This is a genomic window from Paenibacillus sp. FSL R7-0273 (genome assembly GCF_000758625.1).
GTDB lineage: Bacteria > Bacillota > Bacilli > Paenibacillales > Paenibacillaceae > Paenibacillus_AQ.
In genome coordinates this window covers 3,268,261-3,290,264 of sequence record NZ_CP009283.1, presented here as the reverse complement: position 1 = coordinate 3,290,264, position 22,004 = coordinate 3,268,261, and the positions used below count along the sequence as shown (strand labels likewise).

22 protein-coding genes are annotated in these 22,004 nt (G+C 49.8%); 12 read left to right on the top strand and 10 right to left on the bottom strand.

Translation table 11 applies throughout. The annotated features are described in order from the left end of the window. Window positions 1-19: 19 nt before the first annotated feature. Entirely contained in the window at window positions 20-625 is a 606-nt protein-coding gene (locus R70723_RS14130) for a pentapeptide repeat-containing protein (RefSeq protein WP_039872908.1), read from the bottom strand. Window positions 626-749: 124 nt separating this feature from the next. Between R70723_RS14130 and R70723_RS14125 the strand changes: the two genes are divergently transcribed. Beyond that, window positions 750-1,127, top strand: coding sequence for a PilZ domain-containing protein (locus R70723_RS14125; RefSeq protein ID WP_231574886.1), 378 nt, complete (start codon window positions 750-752; stop codon window positions 1,125-1,127). Between the two features lie 66 nt (window positions 1,128-1,193). Here the strand turns inward: R70723_RS14125 and R70723_RS14120 are convergent, their stop codons facing one another. From R70723_RS14120 to R70723_RS14100, 5 genes are read right to left on the bottom strand one after another with little or no spacing between them, the layout of a single operon-like run. Further along, a complete protein-coding gene (locus tag R70723_RS14120) occupies window positions 1,194-1,925 on the bottom strand; it encodes a hypothetical protein (RefSeq protein ID WP_039872905.1) in 732 nt (243 codons plus the stop codon). Then, window positions 1,919-2,620, bottom strand: a complete 702-nt coding sequence (locus R70723_RS14115; RefSeq protein ID WP_039872904.1) for an ABC transporter ATP-binding protein — start codon at window positions 2,618-2,620, stop codon at window positions 1,919-1,921. Before R70723_RS14115 ends, R70723_RS14120 begins: the two co-directional genes overlap by 7 nt. A 1-nt stretch (window position 2,621) precedes the next feature. Next, window positions 2,622-3,002 carry a GntR family transcriptional regulator gene (locus R70723_RS14110; protein ID WP_039872902.1) on the bottom strand — a complete coding sequence of 127 codons (381 nt, stop codon included), beginning with the start codon at window positions 3,000-3,002 and terminating at the stop codon, window positions 2,622-2,624. Continuing rightward, window positions 3,002-3,751 carry an ABC transporter permease gene (locus tag R70723_RS14105; protein ID WP_039872901.1) on the bottom strand — a complete coding sequence of 250 codons (750 nt, stop codon included), beginning with the start codon at window positions 3,749-3,751 and terminating at the stop codon, window positions 3,002-3,004. Before R70723_RS14105 ends, R70723_RS14110 begins: the two co-directional genes overlap by 1 nt. After that, a complete protein-coding gene (locus R70723_RS14100) occupies window positions 3,744-4,715 on the bottom strand; it encodes an ABC transporter ATP-binding protein (protein WP_039872900.1) in 972 nt (323 codons plus the stop codon). Before R70723_RS14100 ends, R70723_RS14105 begins: the two co-directional genes overlap by 8 nt. Window positions 4,716-4,958: 243 nt before the next feature. Between R70723_RS14100 and R70723_RS14095 the strand changes: the two genes are divergently transcribed. Both R70723_RS14095 and R70723_RS14090 read left to right on the top strand, forming a co-directional pair. Then, entirely contained in the window at window positions 4,959-5,330 is a 372-nt protein-coding gene (locus tag R70723_RS14095) for a hypothetical protein (RefSeq protein WP_039872899.1), read from the top strand. A 143-nt stretch (window positions 5,331-5,473) separates the two neighbouring features. Continuing rightward, window positions 5,474-6,844, top strand: coding sequence for a cryptochrome/photolyase family protein (locus R70723_RS14090; protein ID WP_039872897.1), 1,371 nt, complete (start codon window positions 5,474-5,476; stop codon window positions 6,842-6,844). Window positions 6,845-7,206: 362 nt separating this feature from the next. Here the strand turns inward: R70723_RS14090 and R70723_RS14085 are convergent, their stop codons facing one another. Continuing rightward, entirely contained in the window at window positions 7,207-8,223 is a 1,017-nt protein-coding gene (locus R70723_RS14085) for a phosphotransferase enzyme family protein (RefSeq protein ID WP_039872896.1), read from the bottom strand. 238 nt (window positions 8,224-8,461) lie between these two features. Between R70723_RS14085 and R70723_RS14080 the strand changes: the two genes are divergently transcribed. The 4 genes from R70723_RS14080 (at window position 8,462) to R70723_RS32080 (ending at window position 10,928) form a co-directional block, all read left to right on the top strand. Continuing rightward, entirely contained in the window at window positions 8,462-8,986 is a 525-nt protein-coding gene (locus R70723_RS14080) for a hypothetical protein (RefSeq protein WP_039872894.1), read from the top strand. Between the two features lie 119 nt (window positions 8,987-9,105). Beyond that, on the top strand, window positions 9,106-10,005 hold the full coding sequence (locus R70723_RS14075; RefSeq protein WP_039872893.1) for a sulfurtransferase: 900 nt from the start codon (window positions 9,106-9,108) through the stop codon (window positions 10,003-10,005). Window positions 10,006-10,041: 36 nt separating this feature from the next. Continuing rightward, window positions 10,042-10,209, top strand: coding sequence for a helix-turn-helix transcriptional regulator (locus R70723_RS34395; protein ID WP_144026934.1), 168 nt, complete (start codon window positions 10,042-10,044; stop codon window positions 10,207-10,209). A 68-nt stretch (window positions 10,210-10,277) separates the two neighbouring features. Then, window positions 10,278-10,928 carry a class I SAM-dependent methyltransferase gene (locus R70723_RS32080; RefSeq protein WP_052421315.1) on the top strand — a complete coding sequence of 217 codons (651 nt, stop codon included), beginning with the start codon at window positions 10,278-10,280 and terminating at the stop codon, window positions 10,926-10,928. 57 nt (window positions 10,929-10,985) lie between these two features. Here R70723_RS32080 and R70723_RS14065 read toward each other — a convergent pair whose 3' ends face one another. Then, entirely contained in the window at window positions 10,986-12,134 is a 1,149-nt protein-coding gene (locus R70723_RS14065) for an alpha/beta hydrolase (RefSeq protein ID WP_039872892.1), read from the bottom strand. A gap of 265 nt (window positions 12,135-12,399) precedes the next feature. Here R70723_RS14065 and R70723_RS14060 point away from each other — a divergent pair, with 265 nt between their 5' ends. Continuing rightward, on the top strand, window positions 12,400-13,686 hold the full coding sequence (locus R70723_RS14060) for a hypothetical protein (RefSeq protein WP_039872891.1): 1,287 nt from the start codon (window positions 12,400-12,402) through the stop codon (window positions 13,684-13,686). A gap of 142 nt (window positions 13,687-13,828) precedes the next feature. Next, on the top strand, window positions 13,829-15,889 hold the full coding sequence (locus R70723_RS14055) for a methyl-accepting chemotaxis protein (protein WP_039872890.1): 2,061 nt from the start codon (window positions 13,829-13,831) through the stop codon (window positions 15,887-15,889). Window positions 15,890-15,988: 99 nt separating this feature from the next. Here R70723_RS14055 and R70723_RS14050 read toward each other — a convergent pair whose 3' ends face one another. Beyond that, window positions 15,989-17,893, bottom strand: coding sequence for a serine hydrolase domain-containing protein (locus tag R70723_RS14050; protein ID WP_052421314.1), 1,905 nt, complete (start codon window positions 17,891-17,893; stop codon window positions 15,989-15,991). A 267-nt stretch (window positions 17,894-18,160) separates the two neighbouring features. On the opposite strand from R70723_RS14050, the gene R70723_RS14045 reads away from it, so the two are divergent. Next, entirely contained in the window at window positions 18,161-18,373 is a 213-nt protein-coding gene (locus R70723_RS14045) for a hypothetical protein (protein WP_039872889.1), read from the top strand. Here the strand turns inward: R70723_RS14045 and R70723_RS14040 are convergent, their stop codons facing one another. Next, window positions 18,374-19,228 carry a CPBP family intramembrane glutamic endopeptidase gene (locus tag R70723_RS14040; protein WP_039872888.1) on the bottom strand — a complete coding sequence of 285 codons (855 nt, stop codon included), beginning with the start codon at window positions 19,226-19,228 and terminating at the stop codon, window positions 18,374-18,376. 200 nt (window positions 19,229-19,428) lie between these two features. Here R70723_RS14040 and R70723_RS14035 point away from each other — a divergent pair, with 200 nt between their 5' ends. Next, complete coding sequence (locus tag R70723_RS14035) at window positions 19,429-19,635, top strand: helix-turn-helix transcriptional regulator (protein WP_039872887.1); 207 nt, start codon at window positions 19,429-19,431, stop codon at window positions 19,633-19,635. Between the two features lie 57 nt (window positions 19,636-19,692). Next, the gene (secA2, locus tag R70723_RS14030; RefSeq protein WP_039872886.1) at window positions 19,693-21,981 is read left to right on the top strand and encodes an accessory Sec system translocase SecA2; all 2,289 of its coding nucleotides are present in this window, start codon (window positions 19,693-19,695) and stop codon (window positions 21,979-21,981) included. Window positions 21,982-22,004 lie beyond the last annotated feature (23 nt).

Below are 22,004 nucleotides of genomic sequence, written 5' to 3'. Positions count from 1 at the left end.
CCTATTCCGCTTGGCCTTCTCAATCCACCTTAGCCCCCAAGGATCGGGCCAGCAGCACCGCCTGCTCAACATCGATCCGCACGCCCTTGAGATCCAGGCTCTTAAGATCAATGCCCTCCAGCTTGGCATCCCGCAGATCCGCTCCCGCAAGCTTGCACTGGCTCAGCCGCACCCGGCTCAGGTCAGCGCCGCGCAAATCGCTTTTCTGCAGATTACAGCCCAGCATATCCGCCTCCGTGAACCGGATGCCCCTCAGGTCCTGGCGTGTCAGATTGACGTGCCGCAGGTTCGTATAGGACCAGTCCCCGCCGTCCAGCGTTATCCCGTCCATGGAAGCATTGGCGAAATCGGAGCCTGTCATTTTGCAGTCCACAAACCGGGCAACAAACAGATTGGCTCCCGTAAATTTGCAGTTTGTAAAAGCTGCTCCCTTATGCAGCGAGGCATTCAGCTGTGCCCCCGAAAAATCACAATCAATGAATCTGCAGCCGCTAGAGGTCATTTCCTCCATCGATGCCCCCCTGAACGTGCAGCGTTCAAAGGTACAGCCGTTCAGCTCCCCGTCCCGCAAAGTAGCATAATCAAATTTATGCTCCAGGAAGCTTTCATTGTCATACTGATACATGATCCGTACGCCCCTTTTGATTCTGTTAAGAAAACTTTAGAAAGAATCTTTTAAAAATAGCACTATAGTAGATTGTTCTCATTCTGCCATTCCGCTATAATAGCAAAAAAACAGGCGGAGGTAAATGATGGACGACTCCAGCAGAAAAGAACCATTCCGATATGTGATGAACCAGCCGATTCAGTGCTGGCTTGAGGTTCCGGCAGGAAATACCGGTCCGGGCGCCGGCAAATTAACCGAAGGTGTGCTGCTGGATCTCAGCCGCTCCGGCTGTAAGGTACGCACTTCGCTGAACCTCCGCTTCACTTCCGGCGATACCAAGCTGATCATTCATTTCCGGCTGGCTGACGAGAATCTGCAGTTTGAAGGCAGTGTGCGCTGGGGCTGGATGTTCGGCATCGGGCAGTTTCAATATGGCGTCCGGCTTGAGCTAAGCGAGGCTGAGGATGAGCAGCTGGCACGTGAGCTGGAGCTGTGGACGAACAGGCTTAAGGCTCTGTAAGGTTAGTATGCAGATAAGAGAGCAGAGCTGTTATCAGCCCTGCTCTCTTTTCCGTTCCTGTTATCATTAAATCTCTGTTTTTTTCTGAATAAGCTTGGTCATCACATAGATTAGCAGCACTGCAATACCGGCTTCAAAGACAAGGGGCCACAGGCTGGAACCTGCATAAAGCATTTCAAGCCCGCCCGGAATATCCGAAGCTTTTACAATTTCAAAACGGAAAGCATTATCTATGCCAATAAAATAATTGCTGAACAGCCGCTCCTCGAGATAACCTACCGCACTTTGCAGACCAAACAAGATGACAAGGGTAACCCATATCTTTTTTCTAAACGGAATACTTCTGGCCACTGTACTGGCAAACATGATCATAAGCAGAACGAATCCGGCTGACCAGGTGCATTGCAGTGCACTGCGCGCCGATACAGACCAGAAATTCGCCGGCAGTAAATCAGCTGAATAAAACAGGATATACAGGCCGAGATGCATCAGCCCGATGATCAGCAGGCAGACAAGCAGCAGCCAATACAGCAATAGCGGAGAAAGCACCGTGTACAGGGCTTTTACCGGTAGCAGCTGCCGCTGATAGGATTTGAGATTACGGTTATAGCTGAACGCTGTGAAGAACAGAAAGACTACACCGATGGAGAAATAGGCAACCAGGTGTGCGGATACAGTGTCATTAACCGAAGAATCCGAAGATAACCAGACCCCGATATGAAACAGCACCATAATTACGAGTGCCGCCAAGATCCGGTCACGGCTGCGCCGGAAATCATAACGAATCAGCTTCAGCATTCCGCATACACCTCTTTAAACAGCTCATCTATGCTTTTGCCGCGCTGCATACGCAGCTCCTCAACCTCACTGTGCAAGACCATTTCTCCCTTTTTTATAAAAATCACCTCATCAAAAATCCGCTCAATATCTGACACCAGGTGGGTCGAAATCAGAATCGTGCTGTCTTCCTCATAAAACTCCATCAGAGCATTAAGGATTCGGGTCCTGGCTACCGGGTCAACGCCGCCGATCGGTTCATCCAGCATATACAGTCTGGCTTTGCGGGAAAGGGCAAGGGTCAGCTGCAGGCGCTCATTCATGCCTTTGGACAGGGAGGTTACCCGATCCTTTTCATTGAGCTTCATGAAGTCCAGCATCCGGCGTGCTTTAGCCTGGTCAAAGTCCGGGTAGAAATCCGCCATGAACCTCAGTGCATCGCCTACCTTCATCCATTTCTCTGTCAGCGGCCGGTCCGGCATGAAGGAGACTAAACCTTTGGTTTCTTCGCCAACCGGAAGCCCGAGCACGGAAATGCTGCCTGCGCCCGGCCGGGCAAGTCCGGCAATCAGCTTCATCAGTGTGCTTTTTCCGCTGCCGTTGCTGCCGAGCAGTCCGACGATTTTACCTGCACCGAGCTCAAAGGATACCTGATTCAGCGCCTGCTTAGAGCCGTAATTTTTGGATACCTGTTGTATCTGCAGTATGCTGTCCACCTTACATCCCCCTGCTTTCTTTTGCAGCAATATTGTCAGCCACGGCCTTTACAATCTCTTCACTCTGGAAGCCTAGCTCCTGCATGCCGCGGACGAACCGGTCAAGAATGTCCTGGGCCATCTCCCGTTTAATCTTCATAATCGTCTCTTCCCTCCCGGTTACATATCTGCCCATGCCCCGCCGTGTCTCCACAATCTCTTCACGCTCCAGTTCCTGAAAGGTTCTTTGCACCGTGTTCGGATTAATCTGCAGTTCAGCGGCAAGCTCACGCACAGAGGGGATTTTGTCGCCGGGCTTCAGCTTGCCTGTGATGATCTCGCCTTTGAGGTAGTTCATGATCTGCAGATATATCGGCTGGTTATTGTCAAATTCAATCGTCATCAAGCAACGTCCCTTCGTCTGAACACCATAAAGCCTGCCAGCAGAAAGACTGCCATGTAGACCGCCAGCATGAGAACAGAGAAGCCAAGCGTCATGCCGGGCAGCGGCGGCTGCTGTCCGCTTCCATAGACAGACAAATCAAGATTCGGGAACAGAAAATATTTATAGAAATCGCGGTAAATCACAACTTTGTCCATCATGACCGCGAACATCGAGAGGCCGATGGTAACACCTGTGGAATTGGTCAGTACTCCAACCATAAAGACAAAGGTTACATACACCATTGTATATACGTAGCCGTACAGCAATGACTGCAGAATTCCAGCTATACCCGTATCCCCGCCGCCTGCTTGAAACCACAGCATACCTGAGATGACAATTGCAGCCGCAGTGACAGCTGTCAGACTGAGGGCGTACAGCAGAACCGTTACATATTTGGAGGCCAAAATGGCTGTGCGGCTGCGGGCGCGGATCAGCAGAAACTTCACTGTACCCTGGCTATGCTCCTTGCTGACGATCCCCGCTGTTCCAATGATTGCGAGTATGGCAATGACCTGGCCCATTCCGGTTGGCAGCAGCATCTCTTTGATGAACGCTGCAGCAGAGGGGAACGCGTCTGCCGAAAAAGAATGGCTAATATATGCGATTACCGCCGGGAACAGCGCAATGATCAGATAGGGGATGAAAAAGGAACGCTTTTTGAACATTTTCAGCCATTCGTTGAGTACCAGCAGATTAAATTTACGCAATGCGGTTTCCTCCCGTCCAGTTCAGGAAATCTTCCTCGAGACTTTGCTTATGCTCTGTTATGCGGTATATGCCGACCTTGGCTGCACCAAGCGCAGCAACCAGCTCCGGCACCTTATGGTCATACAGCCTGACATTCAGCTCGGAGTGTAGTTCATCCGTACCTGTAAGCTGCACTCCAGCTTCTGCCTGTATTACGGCCTGTGCGGCCGCAATGTTATCGACCCGCATAGTAAGCGCCACTTCACCTTCAGTATGTGCCTCTGCTCCCAGCCGGGTAGCTCTTACAAGCGTGCCGTTCTGAATCACAACCGCACGGTGGCAAATCTGCTCAATTTCGCCCAGCATATGGCTAGAGATCAGAATCGAAATCCCCTCTACTTCAGCAATCTTCCGCATATAATCGCGCATCTCACGGATGCCTGCCGGATCGAGGCCGTTGGTCGGCTCATCCAGAATAAGCAGCTTCGGTGAATGCAGCAGTGCCTGGGCAATGCCCAGCCGCTGACGCATGCCCAGTGAATAAGCCTTTACCTTCTTGTTCATCGCTTCCTGGAGCCCCACCAGCTCCACCACCTCATTAATCCGCGATTCAGAGATACCGTCACTCATCCGCACATATTGCAGCAGATTATCTAGCCCGGTCATATGGGCATAAAATTCCGGGTTCTCGATAATGGCTCCAATATGGGCAATGGCCTGTTTAAAATCATTACGGATGCTGTGTCCGTGGACCAGCACATCTCCTTCCGTCATTTTGATTAATCCGGTCATCATGCGGATCGTTGTTGTTTTGCCGGCACCGTTGGGTCCGAGCAGCCCGACAATCTCCCCCCGTCCGATCTCAAAAGACAGCTGATTCACAATCGCCTTCCCTTTGATCATCTTTGTAACCTTGTTCATCAGCAGAACCGGTACGCCGCATGTTGCCGCTGCCTGCTCCTGATTAGCATCTATCCGCTCCATAATATCCTCCCTCTATCGCTTAAAGATCCCTTTTGCTGATTAATGTGTCGGTGTGTTAGTTACATAGTACACTAGATCATCAGCGAAGTAAAGCCTGCAAATGAAGTCTGAGCAGACTTGGCTTCTGCTCCTCTCCGCCATTTCACCTAATTGGCCGCCCTGTAGTCTATCAACCACACCAATAAGCCGGCGGTACATAGAATAGAATTGCATCAACAGACGATAACCTTAGGAGGAATGACAATGAAGCCAAACGTTCATATTTCCCAAACCTATCCCCGGCTGAGAGTCTATGAGGAAGAGAACTATCTGGGCCGCAGAAGAACTTACACAGGCAATCTTGGCATCCGCAATACGGACAATATTCTTGACGGTATCGAGAGCCTGCGTTTCTTCTCCACCAGCAGCAACGCCACACTAGTTCTGTTCAGCAGAACAAGATTCAGAGGCAGCTTCCTTGTCATCCGCGGCAACCGCAACATCCGTGACCTGGATGATTACATCCGCGGCAATGACGTGGAATCGCTCATCTCGACCAATCAGCGGCTGACTCTGCAGCAGATCCGTGATATCCGCAGAACTGGTGACCTGCCCTCCGGCTACCGGTTAATTTAAACAGATCCACAAGCTGGGGCAGATCGCGCAGAAGTTGCGCTGATCTGCCTCTTGTTCATTCTTGAGATCGTGGTTTAATAGATAATAAACCTTGTTCATATAATAATGTTCATCTCCTTAGTATTGGAAAGGAAGCTGCCTCTATGATTCTATTCATTCACCGCAAGGATCTGCGTACCTGTGATCTCCCGGCCTTTGATCTTATTCAGGCTGCCGGGGACCGTTCGCTGCACGTGCTGATCCTTGAGCCTTTTTTACTGCGCAACGGACGGCATCTTGAACACAGCGGAATCAACTTCCTTACCCATGTAGCCAGATTAAAGGAAGAATATGCGCGGGAAGGCAAGCTGCTACATATTCTGTATGGCCAGCCTGATGCTATCGTTACCAGGCTGGCGCAGGTCCATCCGGTAGAGCTCGTGCTGACACATACCGACTACACCCCCTATGCGCTAAAAAGAGACACTCTGCTCAGTGAGACTGCAGAGCGTCTTGGTATCCGGCTGCTCTCCTGTCAGGACAGCATGCTATGTGACCTGAATGATTTCATGGAGTGGAGCGGCCGGAATGAGCCGTTTAAGGTGTTTACTCCCTTTTACAGACGCTGGCGAAGCTTTCTCGCCGAACGTTTCCGCCCTCCTTACACAGCTTCCCTGCAGCAGCTGGATACAGCCGCAATAGACGAGGAGACTGCCCGGGAATTCAGTTTACCCGTAGAGATTGTCCGGCAGCTTGATTTGCTGACCCTCTCAGCCCGCAGCATAAGCCCTGACCTTATACTGGATGATTTTTTTGAGGACGGGCTGCAGCAGTATACACAGACACGTGACAAATACGCCCTCCAGGGGACAAGCATGGTAAGCAGGCATCTGAATACCGGAGCTGTTTCGGTGCGGACCGTCTATAGCCGGCTGACTGAGGACGGCAGGAGCGGTGAGGACTGGCTCAGGCAGCTGGCCTGGAGGGATTTCTATCTGTATCAGGCCCGGCTGGACCCAGATTTTTTCAGCTATGAAAAGGTATATGACCTGTCGCTGCTCAGCACAGACCACTTTGCAGCCTGGTCAAGCGGCACTACCGGCATACCCATCATCGACGCGGCTATGCGCCAGCTGAATGAGACCGGCTGGATGCCGAACCGCCTGCGGATGATTACCGCCATGTTCCTGACCAAAAACCTGGGCTGCCCGTTCATCTACGGGGAACGCTATTTCCGGCTGAAGCTGAAGGATTATGATAATGTGCTGAACCGCGGCGGCTGGCTGTGGAGCTCCTCGCTGGGATATGATGCCTCCCCTTATTTCAGGGTAATGAACCCGGTCACGCAGTCGCAGACTCATGATCCGGACGGCACCTACATCCGCACCTGGATACCGGAGCTGTCCAAGCTGTCTGACAAAGAGATTCACCTGCCCCGCCCGGAGGCAATTGTCGATCTAAAGCGCTCACGGGCGCTTGCGATTGAAATCTATAAGGAGATATTAAGAAGCAAGCAGGCTGTAAACAGCGGCTGAGATGATTGTGAGGGTTAGTTAGTGAGCATGCGGAGGCATAGACGGTGAGCGTGCCGGGGCTTAAACTAGCATAAATATAGACAGCTGCAGCATTAATGCGCCTGAAGAAGCTTTTTTCAGGGATTAATGCTGCAGCTGTTTTGATGAGAACGGTGCTTGTTGGATATAAGTGTACTCCGTACAATTAAAACCACGGATTTCCGGTGGATTACGCCTTTAGCTGCACTCTGTACACTTAAAAGTCTGCTAAAAGCCGGATTTAGCGATTTGGGGCAGTTTTAGCTGTACCAAGTGCAGCTATTTGCAGCCGGGGTTGATTTCGCCTGCTTTTAGTTGCACAAAATACAGCTATCCCGTCTAATTTACTCCGTGCTTCCAGCCCGTTCCTGCTCCTCCCGCAAAATATCCAGGATACCCGCCGTGCCCGCAGACAGCTGAATCAGATCAGCAGCCAGCATTCTCGTCTGCTCCTGCAATACCTCCGCCCCATCCGTTCCTTCCAGATAACGGGAAGCAAAATGCAGAAATACATCCACCTTGCGCAGCAGCATCAGGACTGGAATGGCTGTCAGCTCTTCATCAGTTAGCGTCACGCTGCGGCTGAAGCCCAGGCAGAATTCACGGACAATCCGCTGCTCTTCCGGAAGTCCCAGCAGACCCGACAGGATTACCGCAGCGTCCATCGCGCGCAGATCATATGTACAGAATTCAAAATCCAGCAGCGCCGCTACCCGACTGTGATCCTCCGTATCTACCAGCAGATTAGAGGCGTTGAGATCACCGTGGACCAGCTGATGCGGCAGCGTTTCCAGTTCTTTTAGCGAGTCTGCAATATTGACATAGGCCTGATACAGACGGTTTAGCTCCGCCTTCAGTTCTCCCAGCGCCTCTGGAGGGTTGTAGCATAACTCCCGTACCGTCTCCTCTGTACAAAGCGGATAGGCCTGACGCAGCTCATAATATGGACGGTAAACCGGCTGCAGAACCGGATCAATTCCGGCTAATACAGTTGACAGCTGACCAGCTGCCGCGCCAAAAGATTCATAGTAACCGCTATCCTGCTCAGCCGGCGAATCCCCCTCCATATAACGGAACAGGCAGGCGTATTTACCGCCCCGCTCCTCAAGCTGCACCAGTGTGGCTCCATCCACCGTCCGGACCGGCAGCGGTGTGCCAAACGGTAATGACAGCTTACTCAGCTCCAGCAGCACAGCATGCTCGAATTCGATTTTCCCCCTGTCACGGTGTGTATCATATATGCGCAGAACGCCCTTCCGGCCGCTTCCGTTCACAATATAGGTTGTATTATTCCAGCCACCGCTGCGCTTCTCCAGGGCTCCGCGCCACTCCGGCCAGACCTTGCTTACTATAGTTTCCACAGGACAAAAGCCTCTCTCTCATAAATTTCGATAATCTATTTCAAAAGTAATACTAAAGTTGTCACCCGTATGTGTCAAACCGCTTCGCCAAATAGGGCTGACATCCATACTTTTTAAGGTAAGAGCTTTATTTTGCTTATTTCACCTGTTTCTCCACATGATATTATTATCTAACCTCTAAAATTGGAGAGTTGCTTTTTTTGAAATACTACATTGCGATGAGATTGGACTGATAGCAATGACATACAGAAAATGGTCATTCCTTCTCGGCCTTGTGCTGATAACGATGATGGGATACAGCATTAAAAGCAATAACATGGAACACAAGACTGACGAACAAACTGCCGCCGCTTATATTCAAGCTCTCGGTTATACGATTGTAACCCATGAAGGTGAGGCCGCCAAATATACACTGAAGCAGGAAATGCTTGAGAATCTGGATTATATGCAGCTCTGGGGGGTTCAGAAGCAGGAACCTGACGCCTATTTTGGAAAAGAGATTATCACCTATCAATTTCTTGTAAAGGATCACCCCTTGGAACAGCAGTACAGTCCGGACAATTACAGAATTTCTGCGGCCGTCATGCTTGTTAACAGCAAGGTCATAGGCGGAACTTCGGGTCCGTTAAGCAAAATAAAGAATTTCGTCATGGTGGGTGGAGCGTATTCAATAGAAGGAAAAACCCTGACAGAAATAAAAGAAATGAGTTATCCGGAGTGGCTGGAGCACTGGAAGAAAAAGTATGGCAAGCTAACGGAGTAAACAATGTATTCTAATACGAAGGGACACCTTAATAATCGTTTAAGGACAGGTATGCGTCTCTGTATTTTATCCGCTATAATAATGCCATACATATCACAGTGCAAAGGATGGGATTTATAATGGACGCAACTATATCCAAACGCTGGCTGCTGGCCAGATTGTATGACCCGGAGCAGACGATCGTGGATTGCCGGTTCACACTGGGCAAGCCGCAGGCCGGGCGGGAAAGCTATGAGCAGGAGCATATCCCGGGAGCGGTCTATCTAGACCTTGAGCTGGACTTGTCCAGCCCGGTCACAGAGCACGGCGGACGCCATCCGCTGCCCGACCCGCAAGTGTTAGCAGCACGCCTCTCAAAGCTGGGAATCAGCAATGATACACGCATTGTTGCCTATGATGATGAAAGCGGCATGAACGCGGCCCGTCTCTGGTGGCTGCTGCGCTACCTTGGACATGAGCAGGCCTTTATTCTGGAGGACAGCTTCAGTACCTGGAAAGCGGAGAAATATCCGGTGACGGATCACCAGCCTGTACGGGTACCGAGTACCTTCACTGCAAATGTGCAGCCGCAGATGCTGGCTGATGTTAACGTGGTCCGGAAGGTGTTAGAAAAGACAGTTACGGCTAAGGCTGACACGGTGGACGGTGACTCCCCGGCTCCCCACTCCGCCCTGCCTGTCCTGATCGACTCGCGCGCCAATGACCGCTACCACGGACAAAATGAGACCTTGGACAAAATAGCAGGCCATATCCCCGGCGCACTTAATTACTTCTGGAAAAACACCCAGAACGCTGACGGCAGCTACAAGAGCGCCGAAGAACTGCAGGAGCATTTTGCCGGATTGGACAAGGACCGTGAGATCATCGTCTATTGCGGCTCCGGTGTAACCGCCTGTCCGAATGTGCTGGCGCTGGAAAAGGCCGGATTCAAGAAGGTGCGGCTGTATGCGGGAAGCTGGAGTGACTGGATTAGCTATACGGAGAATGCGGTTGTCACTGTTGACGAAGAAAAGGCTTAAGAGGAACAACAGTATAAGCCTTGGAGTACATCGCTCATGCAGCGGTGTACATACATCACTTATAACATGTGCGAGCAGCTTTCCATAGAACTCATTTCTGCCAGACTCTCCTTTTCACCGTATCACTTCCATAGAGTTTTCCACTATCTTACTGGTATTGCCATCATGGAGTATGATTTTGAGATATGTCATAATTGGAAGTAGGACGGGAGCTTGAATTATCTATAATCAAATAAACATCTATATATCTGTAAAAAGGAAGGCGGGATGCAGTGATCAATAACAAGGATGAGCATGCTCTGAACGCTTACGATGAAGTTTGCAAGTGGGAAAGGACAGAAGCCGTTAAGCTCTTAAGTCAATGTGGGCTTGAGCCAGGAATGACCGTTATGGATATTGGATGCGGGTATGGGCACTATACGATACCGGCAGCGATTGCCGCGGGAACAAATGGAAGCGTAATCGCTATAGAAAAATTGAAGAAGATCATTAAGCATGCCGAGAAACGTTTAGACGAAGCGGGTATAGAGAATGTTGAACTGATGAATACAAATCATCAAGGCTTACCAGATACCGTACAAAACCAGATTGACTTCCTGCTGATGTACGACGTCATTCACCATTCGCCAAGGAGTGAAATGCTCGAAACTGCAGCTCAATGCTTGAAGCAGGGGGGTATTCTTTCATTCCTCGCGTTTAAAGATCTCAGTGGATATAAGCCGTCCTTATTTGAGGAAATGTTAAAGGAAGTTATCCACGATATAGAAGCTGCCGGGTTTACGCTGAAGAGTGAAATACCCTTTGGTGGCGTGCACTTTGATCATTTTCACAGCAGCTATCATTGGAAAAGATACGGTGAGGTCCGTCTGGCATCCCTTGAGCGAGGCACTGTGTATAATTTCATGAAGACTAAGCAGCCTTAATTGCATGAAGAAGCCCGCGTCCGACGCGGGCTCTCTGGCTTGACAAGTTCAATCTATCTAGCGTTCATTATCTATCTCATACAACTGGGTGATACCTAGATATGTCACTTCCACACGCAAGTTTTCCTCCTTCAAGAAGGTCACTTTCCCTGATGGCTCCACCTGTCCTGCCCCGGTATTCAGCACCTTATATGAAGCTTCGGAGGATACAGAATACTCCATCCCATTATCCATAGTGACTACCGGATTGAGGCGGAGATATGATTCTCCCATCCATGAGATTGACAAATAGTCGCTAACTTCCAGCTTGACCGCTTGACCGGGTGCCTTCCCTGCGAACATGATAAGTGGACTATGTACCCGTCTGGACCAGGAAATCTCGTCATGTGTACCAATAGGATCCATCAGAAAAAATAAATCCTGTCCATAGCTAAATCCCTTCGATAAAAGTAACTCTACCAGTGGATCAATTAACATCTCTTCCTCAGCGCCCATGTCCAGCCAAATCTTCACATCCGGCTTTCCGGTTTCTTGTGTCCACTCTTCATACGCTTGTCCGTTAGCTACCCATGTGGAGACGGACAACGCACCGATCATCGAGAAAGTCTCGGGATGGTGATAACCCATCCAGAACGCCTGCACTCCGCCAAATGACGATCCCATAATCATACGATGGTCTCTGTCCGGGATCGTTCTGTATGTTGAATCCGCAAAGGGGATAACGGTGTCAAGAAAAAAGCGGGTAAATTCCTCCGCCCCCGCTCCATCCGAAGGAACAGTATCATTAGGGAAAGGGATATACTCATTCCCACGGTCTGAGTCTTCTCCTGCATCGACTGCAATTACAATAACCTTCTCCATCTTGCCGTCGTTAACAAGCTGGTCTACTTTCTTGTCAACCAGCCACTCTTTATTAAAAGAACTGGTGCCGGTATTGAACACATTCCGCCCGTCGTTCATATACACTACAGGATAACGCTCTTCACTGGTTTCATAACCAGGCGGCAGGTAAACGAAGATTCTCCGTTCCCCGAGCTTCTCAATGCTGACTGTACCTTGGTTCTCAACAGGAGCAGCATTTTCGTTCACGGTTGACGAAGGCTGAACAGAGGTCGGCTCCTGTTTGTCAGCACAACCTGTAAGCGTTAACATTAATAATATGGCAAATCCCAAGCCACTAAACTTATAAATCCTGTTTTGGAGCATCTGATTTCCTCCGCTTAATAGTTTAAACGCTTTTATTAATTACAGAGTGAATCTTTAATACATAGTCTCCACATTTATATTCCTGCTTCTCGCCCTGTAACTGATAACACTATTATAGCAGGAGTATATATAGTGGAAAACTATTCCATAGAATTTCATTTTTTTGGTAAGCGATCTCGTTTTTTCTGACATTCCTTTCCTTGTCCATTCCGGTTCTGAACGATTACAATGAGAGGACACTACATAGAAAAAGAGGTATAGGAGCATGAGTACAAAACGATTCAAATGTTTTACAGCAGTGCTGGCAATTCTGCTTACAGCGCAGCTGCTGGCGCCGGGCAGAGCCTCCGCAGCTTACAAAACCCAGCAGCTACCGGAGCCGGAATGGAGCTACAAGCTGCCAGAGGGCTACACCACCTTTAACACCTACGACAGTTTACAGAGCAAGAACCGTGTGTTTTTCCAGCTGCGCAAGAAAGTGGCTGTTTCAGCATCCAAAACCAAGTCCACCCTCTTAACCTACGCAGCCGCAGACCGCAAAACGGGCACTGCCAACTGGGTCTATGACTACTATGATATTGCCAATGACCAAATTTTCAGCGGATCGAACCCTTACTACAGCAAGGATGGCAACAGCTATTTCTATAAAAGGAACGACAACGGAACAAAAGTCCTCCTCTCCGCAGTCAATGAGAACGGCAAGCTGAAATGGACCAAAACGTTCAATACTACGTTCGAACTGGTTGTGCTGGATACCGGAAATCTTCTGCTGTATTACACCACCTATAACTATTCAAGCAAGACCTCTACCCGCCATTTCGAGGAGTTCAGCAGTGACGGGAAGCAGGTCCGGAAGCTGGCGGTAACCAAGGGAGCATTAATTACGGGGACACTGGAGATTCTCCCCAACGGCTATATTGTGCACAGTCCCGACCAGTCCATCGTGAATGTCTACCGGAGTCTGGATTCTCTCAAAACGCCTTTCATCAAATACACAGCCCCTAAAGAAATGGTTGACGTCAATATGGGGGTACAGCCCTTCAGCGGCGGGTCCGTATTAGTCTCCTTATACAGCAAGACTGACTACAAACTAATCGGATTCGGTGCGGACGGCAAAAGGAATTGGGTACACACACTTAACCCTAAAGACCGTGTCCTCGGCATTACCGGCAATAACTATCTGGTCCAGAGCAACAATGCCGTGTACCGGCTGTACAGCAAAGATAACCAGCTGCTCGGCAAGCAGCAAATCGGCGAGCTTGGTGATACCGGCTGGAATTCCCGCATAACGCCTTCGGGCGAAATTACTGTAGAGAAGCAGTACCAGTGGCAGGAGCGTCCGGCAGTAATTGACCCGGAGACTTTTGAAGGGGATGTAGCCAGAGAAGATTTCTACGTGCTTGATCCGGGGAATTTGCAGATTAAATACCATCTCTCCACACTGTGGACCGACTATAACGCCGGACATCAATACATCTACGCCGGAAAAGGCGAGCTTTATCTGTCAGACTCTTGGTTCAAGAATACTTTGACCAAATACATTTTGAAATAGTGCCTGGTGCCTATACTCTTATGCAAAACCGGTTTGGAGCGCTGCTCCAAACCGGTTTTTTCATAAACCTAAAAGATTATCGCCCAAATTCCGACATATTATTCAAGAGCTTATGCTCAAATAACCATTCGGGGGATGACTTATGTCACAGCTAATCAAAAAACGGCCATTCCGATCTTCGAGTATTGCAAACACCTTGGCCCTCGTCCTGCTAGTCATTATCGTTGTCGTCTTCTCGATTCTGGGTACCTTCTTCTATTCGAATACCAAAAGCATTCTGGTAGACCAGCAGGAGTCTATCCTTATGACCAAAACTCAGGGCATTGTCAGCCAGTTTGACGCCTTGTTTAAGGAAAAAGGCTCACTCGTCAAACAAATGTCCACGAATGATCTTTTTAGGCAATATATTGAAAGCACAACACCAGACCAGGTGACCACCTCACCTCTTGCTGCTGACACCATTGCGACCTTGGCGGAAATTGTAAAGGCTGAGCCTTCCTTTGCTGATGCCTGGGTTGCCGGATTATCCGGGAAGGGCTATTTTCTGCAAAATGACGGTGTCGCCTCCAAGTCTGATTTTGATATCCGTTCACGTCCCTACTTCAAGCCGGCATCCGAAGCCGACGGCCTGTATTATTCTGAGCCATACGCTGACGTCAACACCGGTACTTTGCTGATGGGCATCTTTTATCCGATTAAAAATGCCAGCAGCCAACTGATCGGTTTTATTGCCGCAGATATTGCGTTTGATGACATCCCGGCCATCATGCAAAGCTACTCCCTGGGAAGCACCGGTTATTCCATGCTGGCCACCCGGTCCGGCGATCTCCTGTATCACCCCGACAAAGACAAAATCCTGAAGGAAAAGATTAATGAGAGCCCGGGTGACCTCGGCTTAACAGGCCAAAAAATGATTAATGGCGAGACCGGCGTGGAGCTGATAAATGATAATGGGGAACACCGTTATATCGGTTACGCTACGAGTAAGGATACAGGCTGGTCTGTCGGGCTTACCATTACTCAGCAAGAGGCGCTCAGTGAATTGAAATCCTTTACCCGGAGCACAATCGCCGGTTTTTCAGCAGCTGCCCTTCTGCTGGTGCTGATCAGCTACATCACACTCCGCTACCTGCTAAGATCCATACCAAGGCTGCTGACTACCATCAAACGGATTGAAGACGGGGATTTGACGGTTCAGTTCAAGGAGCATTCGGACAACGAAATCGGGCAAATTGCCCAAGGCATCTCCAGCATGGTCCAGAAAATTCAAGGTATGATTCAAGTGATCAGCAATACTACCCAGGTGCTGGCCCAGTCTTCCCATAACCTGCAAAATATTTCTGCGGGCACAGCAGTAACCATGAATGAAACGGCGACAGCCATCAATGAGATTGCTAACGCCACAAACTACCAGTCAACGGAATCAGAAAGCATACTGCGGAAAACCGGTGCACTGTCGGATCAGATTAACGAAATCACAAGTGACGCGCAGGCTGTTGAATCCATGGCGCAAATTTCTGTGCAGCTGAGCGAATCCGGTCTTGCCCTGGTAGAGCAGCTGTCCAAATCTGCGGAAGACAATCATAAGTCTACACAGGCAGTGTCGTCTATCATTGAGGCTATCGATACAAGCCGGCACGAGATTACGGGTATTGTAGGCACCGTTAACCAGATCGCCACCCAGACCAACCTTTTGGCGCTGAATGCTTCTATAGAGGCTGCACGTGCAGGTGAGCATGGCCGGGGATTTGCAGTGGTGGCCGGAGAAGTGCGGAAGCTCGCTGAACAAACGGCATTGGCAACTCAGGAAATCTACAAAAAAGTCAGCGCCATTGAAGAAAAAACAATCATCTCCGTAGAACATACTAATAATGGCCTGAAGATTGCCGAGGAAAATGCCAGGTCCGTAGAGAATGCCAAGCAGGTCTTCTTTGACCTGAACAAAGATTTAGAGGAATTGAAGCTGCGGATGATTCAGATCAGCAATAACACCTCCATTATCCATACACACAAGGATGACATTTTGCAGGCAATTGAGATTATCTCTTCTACAACCGAGGAGAATTCCGCCTCCACACAGGAGGTTAGTGCCAATACGCAGGAGCAGCTCAGCAGCATCGAGCAGGTCGCAGAATTATCCAGACAATTAAGCCAAATCTCTCAAAGGCTCGAGGAAGAGTTAAAGCAGTTTAAGGTTGAGTAACCAGGTACCTTAGGATACAGTCCGCAAAGTCCAATCTGATCGAAACAAATAGCCTGCGCTCAGCGCAGGCTATTTGTTTGGGGATTGCCGTAAACTTGCTTAACTATAGAATTGCCAGAAAACCAGCAGCCCTGCCAGTACGGCAATCATTACGATGGGTAGAATGGCTGCCCGCTTATCACGGACGGTTAATGCAGAACGTTTAGAAGTCCAGGATATTAGCAGTGCCGCAACCAATAGCACCGCCAGTCCGGTCAGGACGTAGTTTATTACAATCTGCGGATAGACTTCGGAATATGCACGCTCATTATTGCTGAGCATCCGCAAAGCCAGAATCAGGTTATTCGCCACAATGCCTGTACCTGTCAGGGTAAGGCCCGTTACCAGTCTGCGGCTGCCGGCTCCTGTTACGGTGCGTATGCCGGCTCTGCGTTTTTTTATAATCGCCAGCACTAGCAATACAAACGGGGAGACAATGAAATAGACGACAGCCAGCACTGCAAGTACGGCATTTAAAATAAGTACAGGCATTGTTTTGCCGGCCGGCAGCGGTAAATAATCGGAGGTGTAAACGGAGATTGCCTCCACCTTGCCATCTTCCATCTTAGCATACAGCATCGGCCAGACATCAAGTGCCGAATCTCCGCTCACCTTCTGGTAAAGGTACGGCTCAACCTGCTTATAGCTTCCGGTCATGCCAGCAAGAGATACCTGAAGCTGATTCTCACCCTGCGGCTTTAGCTTCATCAGTGTCAGATAAGGAAATAAATTCATGAAGCCATTACCCGGACGCCGCGCTGCCATGAATTCACCCTGCACCTCTGAGGTATCAGGCAGATCTACAGCCTCTGTCAGCTCGCGCATACCTACTATCTCTTTGGTCAGGCCATGCACGATGTTCGATTCACCGGCCTGATTGGTCATAATGATAACTGCAAACCGCTCTTCTGGCACAAGCTGCAGGTTCGTGGCAAAAGCAATCGTATTCCCGCCATGCCCCAGCGTCCGCTGCGTTCCGGGAAATTCCCAGAAGCCATGGGCAATGCCCGGCATCCCTTCGGCTGCAGAATAGCTCCGAGCCAGCAGGGTATTCAGCGTCCCCGACTTCTCAAACAAAGGGGATGGTTCTCCAGCCTCCGGCATAAAGGCCATTGCGAACCTGGCAAGATCCTCTGCAGTCCCGTTATTGCCGCCGTTAGGATACATAGACATATAATTCCATGATCCTTGCGTGAAGGAGCCCTCTTCTTCATAGAAATATCCCTTAGCCTTATGCTCAAGCAGCTCGGGGCGGTCCTCCACAACAGAATAGGCAATCGAATGCTTCATGCCCAGCGGATCAAAAATATGCTGCTGCACATATTCATGATAGGGCTGGCCGCTGATCAGCTCTACAATATAGGCCGCCAGTGAATTCCCATAGTTCGAGTAAGCCACTACCTCGCCGGGTCTGAAAATCTGTGCCGGCTGGGCAAGCCGCAGCCCCGCTTCCAGTGACTGCACCTCCTCAGGGGACTGATAGGCCATATCGAACATATACTCTTCAAAACCGGCATTATGGTTCATCAGATTGAGCATCGTAATCGGCTCGCCGTATTTCAGCCTGGTCAGAAAATCCGGGGGCAAATAGCTGCGGATATCCTGATTCAGATCAAGCTTTCCTTGTTCAGTCAGCTGCATCACTGAAGTCCAGACTGCCAGCTTGCTGATGGAGCCCCACTCCATCACCGTATCCGGGGAGACCGGGATCTGCTGCTCTACATCGGCGAAGCCGTAACCCTTGGACAGAACGACCTGACCATCCTTAACCATCACAACGGATGCTCCTACAGTCTGCTGTCCTATGTACTCTTTTACATAATTGTCGACAAAAGCTTCCAGACCAGACAGCGGAATGCCGGAAGGCGTTGCTCCCCCTCCTGTTTTTTCAGCTGCAAATACTGTCATACTGCCGGATAATAGCAGTAGGACCGAGAATACAAGTATAATTCCTCTTCTTAACAATGAAACCTCTCCTTGTTGTCGGTTAAATTCCTGCAGTCCACCCTATTCTACCACAAAAGACGTATCTGCCAGCATACCGGAGCATTTGGCTGTACTTTTACGGAGAGGTCCGCTGAGGTCTTCTGTTCCTGTCTCTGCTGTACTCACCCCTCCTTAAGACGGCTGACACAAATTGGGCGTGTTCAGGCTTTCCTGTATAATGATAAACATTACGCCGGGTGTAACGTTAAATCTACGAATCACCTGAACCGGAAAGGATGAAGTGCATTGAGTTATACGGAACTGCTGGAGCGAAAAAGTGAGCTTTTGAAGAAAACAGTCGAAAACTGGGTGTTAAAAGAAAACCGTGACGGGCTTAACCGTCAGGAGGCTCATATCTACCGTAATATGCTGAAGGAATTCCATCAGAATGAATATGAATTGAATGCAGTACGCGATGAGGAAGCAGTCAAGCGTCAGGAAGCCGGATCTACGGAGTAATCAGTCTATCAGATAAATTCCGGCCGGACTGGACTTCCGGATCCTTATCCTGCGAATGATCAGTCCGGCCCCTACATATAACACACTCGTCAGAATTCCCGCTACCGGTGAGATGATCCATTCTTTTCCGGCAGCAATAGCTATGTATCCATCAATGACTAAAGGATTAATCAGCGCATCCTCCACCGAATGCATGATAACACAAGGCCAAATCGATCCCGCCACTCTAAAAAGCTCAACAAACAAAACGGACCAGCACATCATATTTACAATGGCAAATGCGGCAAAAGTAAGCTTATCAACGGGCAAGATACTATACATATCAGAGGCCGGCAGAAAAACAAGATAATACGGCATATGCCAGGCTCCCCATATAAATCCGGCAATTCCATAGATCAGCCAATCCTTAAGCTGCAGTTGTATAAGCTTTGAGGTCAAGTAGCCGCGCCACACCGCTTCTTCAAATATATTTTTGATAAATTGACCAAACAGCAAGCCCAGAAACACGCCTGCAAAAGAAGGCTTCACCCGAAAGCCGGACAAGTCGATCCAATCCGCTAAGCTGCCTGCCAACAGAACAATCGCAGTCACCACAGGAAAAATAAACATGGCAGCCACATACCACTTAAGCTTACCTTTTAGCCGAGGACGAAATCCGGCATCCTTCCAGCCGTCTCCCCCAAAGATGCGCAATACTAGCACTGTCACCAGCGGAATAACGAGCCAAAAGCCCATACCAAGCGTATCCCCTTCAGGCTGTTCCTTTAGCAAGCCATCCAGCAGCACACCGCTCCATCCGCTGGCTAATACCACTAAGCTGAAAATGATAAGATTGCGTTTTGTTTTTAAAATCATATTAGTCTCCTAAACGTTTATGGCATCCTCTTAGTATTATACTTCAAATAGTACTTCTACCACTATTTATTTACATATCTAGGAGTATCTCTTCATCCAAAAATGTCTAATAAACCTTCCAAAATGCAATACATCATTTACATTTATCAAGATAAGGGTTACAATGTTGCCCAATACATTATATGGAAGGGATTAGTCGTATGCTTGTTAACAACGTCCGCGAACTCAGGGCACGCTTCAGATGGTCACAGCAGGATCTGGCAGATGCCATAGGAGCCACACGCCAGACCGTAGGTCTCATTGAAAAAGGGGATTACTCCCCTTCCGTTACGCTTGCTCTCAAAATCGCCGCCGCCTTCCATCTGAATGTCGAAGATGTATTTAATTTGAAAGAAGATGCTGAATAAGCCGCTAACCCGGAATGTGAAATCAATCGACTTTCAATCGAGAGGGGATTTAACGCAATGAACATAGCCGGCCGACTACTCCGTTCCTTTAAAGACTATGATAACCAGGGTAAACTGAAGGGCCTTGAGCAGAGAGCAGAGCTAATCAGAGCCAGAAATCTAGCAGGCTGGGAGGATGGACAGCTTCAGAAGGAATCTGTCCGGCTGCGGACAGCAGCGAGGTCAGGCACAGCTCTGGACGAGCTGCTGGTCGATGCATATTCTTTGGTCTGTGAGGCGGCGAAGCGGACCCTCGGATTACAGCCTTACAAGGTCCAGATTATGGCCGCTATTGCCCTGCACGAGCGTTACCTGATCGAACAGCATACCGGCGAAGGCAAAACGTTGTCTGCTGTTATGCCTGCTTATCTCAATGCACTCACCGGGGATGGCGTTCATGTGCTGACTTTTAATGATTATCTGGCCAGCCGGGACGCGGAGTGGATGGGTCCGGTCTATCGTTTCCTTGGGTTATCGGTAAGTGCGGTTCAAGCAGGCATGAGTCTGCCTCTGAAACGGGAAGCGTACGCCAGCGATATAACCTATGTTACGGCAAAAGAAGCGGGATTCGATTATTTGCGTGATTCCATCGTCCTGAACGAAGCCGACACCGTACATCGCCCCTTCCATTATGTCATCGTAGATGAAGCAGACTCACTGCTGCTGGACGAAGCGCGGGTGCCGTTGGTCATCAGCGGCGATACAAGTACTTCAACTAACGAGGACCTGCGGTTCTCAGAAGTGGCCCGGCAGCTCCAAGCGGCTGAGCATTACGACTTTGACGACTTTAAGCGTAATGTCTATCTGAATGAAGCAGGCGCTGTACAGGCGGAGCTGCTGCTGGGATGCGGCAATCTGTATGACAGCCATAACAGCCATTTGTTAACGTCTCTGAATTGTGCGCTGCATGTGGAAGCACTGATGAATAGAGATATCGATTACATCGTCCGGAACGGTAAAATTGAGCTGATTGAGGAATACACCGGGCGTGTGGCGGAGAACCGGTATTTGCCGGAAGGACTGCAGGCTGCGCTTGTTGCCAAAGAAGGACTTACAGCCTTAGCCGGCGGTAAAATCCTAGGAACGATCACCGTCCAGCACTTCATCAGCCTGTATCCGAAGCTTTGCGGCATGACGGCAACAGCCCGCGCCTCTGCCATGGAATTCGAAAAGACCTATAGCCTGCAGGTTGTGCAAATCCCGCCGAACCGTTCTAACATTCGGGTTGACCATCCGTACCGGATTTATACCGATAAAGAAGCCAAGCTTCATGCGCTTGTGAAGGACATTTCCGCAGTCCATGCCACAGGGCGCCCAATTCTCATAGGGACCTCAAGCGTCGAGGAATCAGACCAGCTCGCGGAGGCGCTGACAGCTGCCGGGGTGCCATGCCATGTTCTGAATGCTAAGAATGATGCAGAGGAAGCCGGGATTATCGCCAAAGCCGGTGTGCTCGGTGCCGTGACCGTATCCACGAATATGGCAGGACGCGGTGTCGATATCCGGCTCGGCGGCGGTGATCCCGGTCAGGCTGAAGCTGTGGCCAAGCTGGGAGGACTTTATGTAATCGGTACACATGTGAACGAAAGTGTGCGGATCGATAACCAGCTGCGCGGGCGTTCCGGGCGCCAGGGCGACCCGGGGTCCTCTGTATTTTTTGTTAGCCTGGAGGATGAGCTGATGCTGCGTTTCGGCAGCTATACAGCAGAGCTAATGCCCCGGCAGGACGAAGCCCTTGATGATCCGGGACTACGCAGCAGAATCACACATATCCAGCGCGTTATTATGGGCCAGAACTTCGAAATCCATCAGGAGCTGAATGGTTATTCCGATATGGTAGAGGACCAGCGGCGGATTTTGTACAATGAACGGCTGGATATTCTGCAAGGCAGGCAGGAGCTGAGTCCTTCAGAGCAGCGGGTCCGGCTCTTTTATATCGACGAGTTCTGGGCTGACCATCTGGCCTACATCTCATACCTCCGCGAGAGCATCCATCTGGAGAGCCTGGCCAGCCGCAATCCAATCGACGCGTTTCATGAACAGATCAGCCAGGCCTACGAGCAGCTTCATGCCAAAATCGATAGCGCAGCAAAGGATATGCTGTCAAGGCTTAAAGGCTCTAATGATCCGGCGGATTGGGAAAAGCTCGGGCTGATGAGTCCGCCCTCCACCCGGACTTATATTATCAATGACCAGTACATCCAGGATAAGCGGAGCTCATGGACCGCCGCTACCGTACTGTCCTATTGGCTCCGCAAGCCTTTAAGATGGATGTTGTCTCCGGTTATAAAGCTGCCCAAGTATTGAGCCGGCCCGGTTTTTATTCATAA

Bases quoted from the DNA above. Each gene is read 5' to 3' on its own strand.
- R70723_RS14130 (WP_039872908.1), bottom strand. From the start codon at position 625: ATGTATCAGTATGACAATGAAAGCTTCCTGGAGCATAAATTTGATTAT.
- R70723_RS14125 (WP_231574886.1), top strand. From the start codon at position 750: ATGATGGACGACTCCAGCAGAAAAGAACCATTCCGATATGTGATGAAC.
- R70723_RS14120 (WP_039872905.1), bottom strand. From the start codon at position 1,925: ATGCTGAAGCTGATTCGTTATGATTTCCGGCGCAGCCGTGACCGGATC.
- R70723_RS14110 (WP_039872902.1), bottom strand. From the start codon at position 3,002: ATGACGATTGAATTTGACAATAACCAGCCGATATATCTGCAGATCATG.
- R70723_RS14100 (WP_039872900.1), bottom strand. From the start codon at position 4,715: ATGGAGCGGATAGATGCTAATCAGGAGCAGGCAGCGGCAACATGCGGC.
- R70723_RS14095 (WP_039872899.1), top strand. From the start codon at position 4,959: ATGAAGCCAAACGTTCATATTTCCCAAACCTATCCCCGGCTGAGAGTC.
- R70723_RS14090 (WP_039872897.1), top strand. From the start codon at position 5,474: ATGATTCTATTCATTCACCGCAAGGATCTGCGTACCTGTGATCTCCCG.
- R70723_RS14080 (WP_039872894.1), top strand. From the start codon at position 8,462: ATGACATACAGAAAATGGTCATTCCTTCTCGGCCTTGTGCTGATAACG.
- R70723_RS14075 (WP_039872893.1), top strand. From the start codon at position 9,106: ATGGACGCAACTATATCCAAACGCTGGCTGCTGGCCAGATTGTATGAC.
- R70723_RS34395 (WP_144026934.1), top strand. From the start codon at position 10,042: ATGCAGCGGTGTACATACATCACTTATAACATGTGCGAGCAGCTTTCC.
- R70723_RS14065 (WP_039872892.1), bottom strand. From the start codon at position 12,134: ATGCTCCAAAACAGGATTTATAAGTTTAGTGGCTTGGGATTTGCCATA.
- R70723_RS14060 (WP_039872891.1), top strand. From the start codon at position 12,400: ATGAGTACAAAACGATTCAAATGTTTTACAGCAGTGCTGGCAATTCTG.
- R70723_RS14055 (WP_039872890.1), top strand. From the start codon at position 13,829: ATGTCACAGCTAATCAAAAAACGGCCATTCCGATCTTCGAGTATTGCA.
- R70723_RS14040 (WP_039872888.1), bottom strand. From the start codon at position 19,228: ATGATTTTAAAAACAAAACGCAATCTTATCATTTTCAGCTTAGTGGTA.
- R70723_RS14035 (WP_039872887.1), top strand. From the start codon at position 19,429: ATGCTTGTTAACAACGTCCGCGAACTCAGGGCACGCTTCAGATGGTCA.
- secA2 (WP_039872886.1), top strand. From the start codon at position 19,693: ATGAACATAGCCGGCCGACTACTCCGTTCCTTTAAAGACTATGATAAC.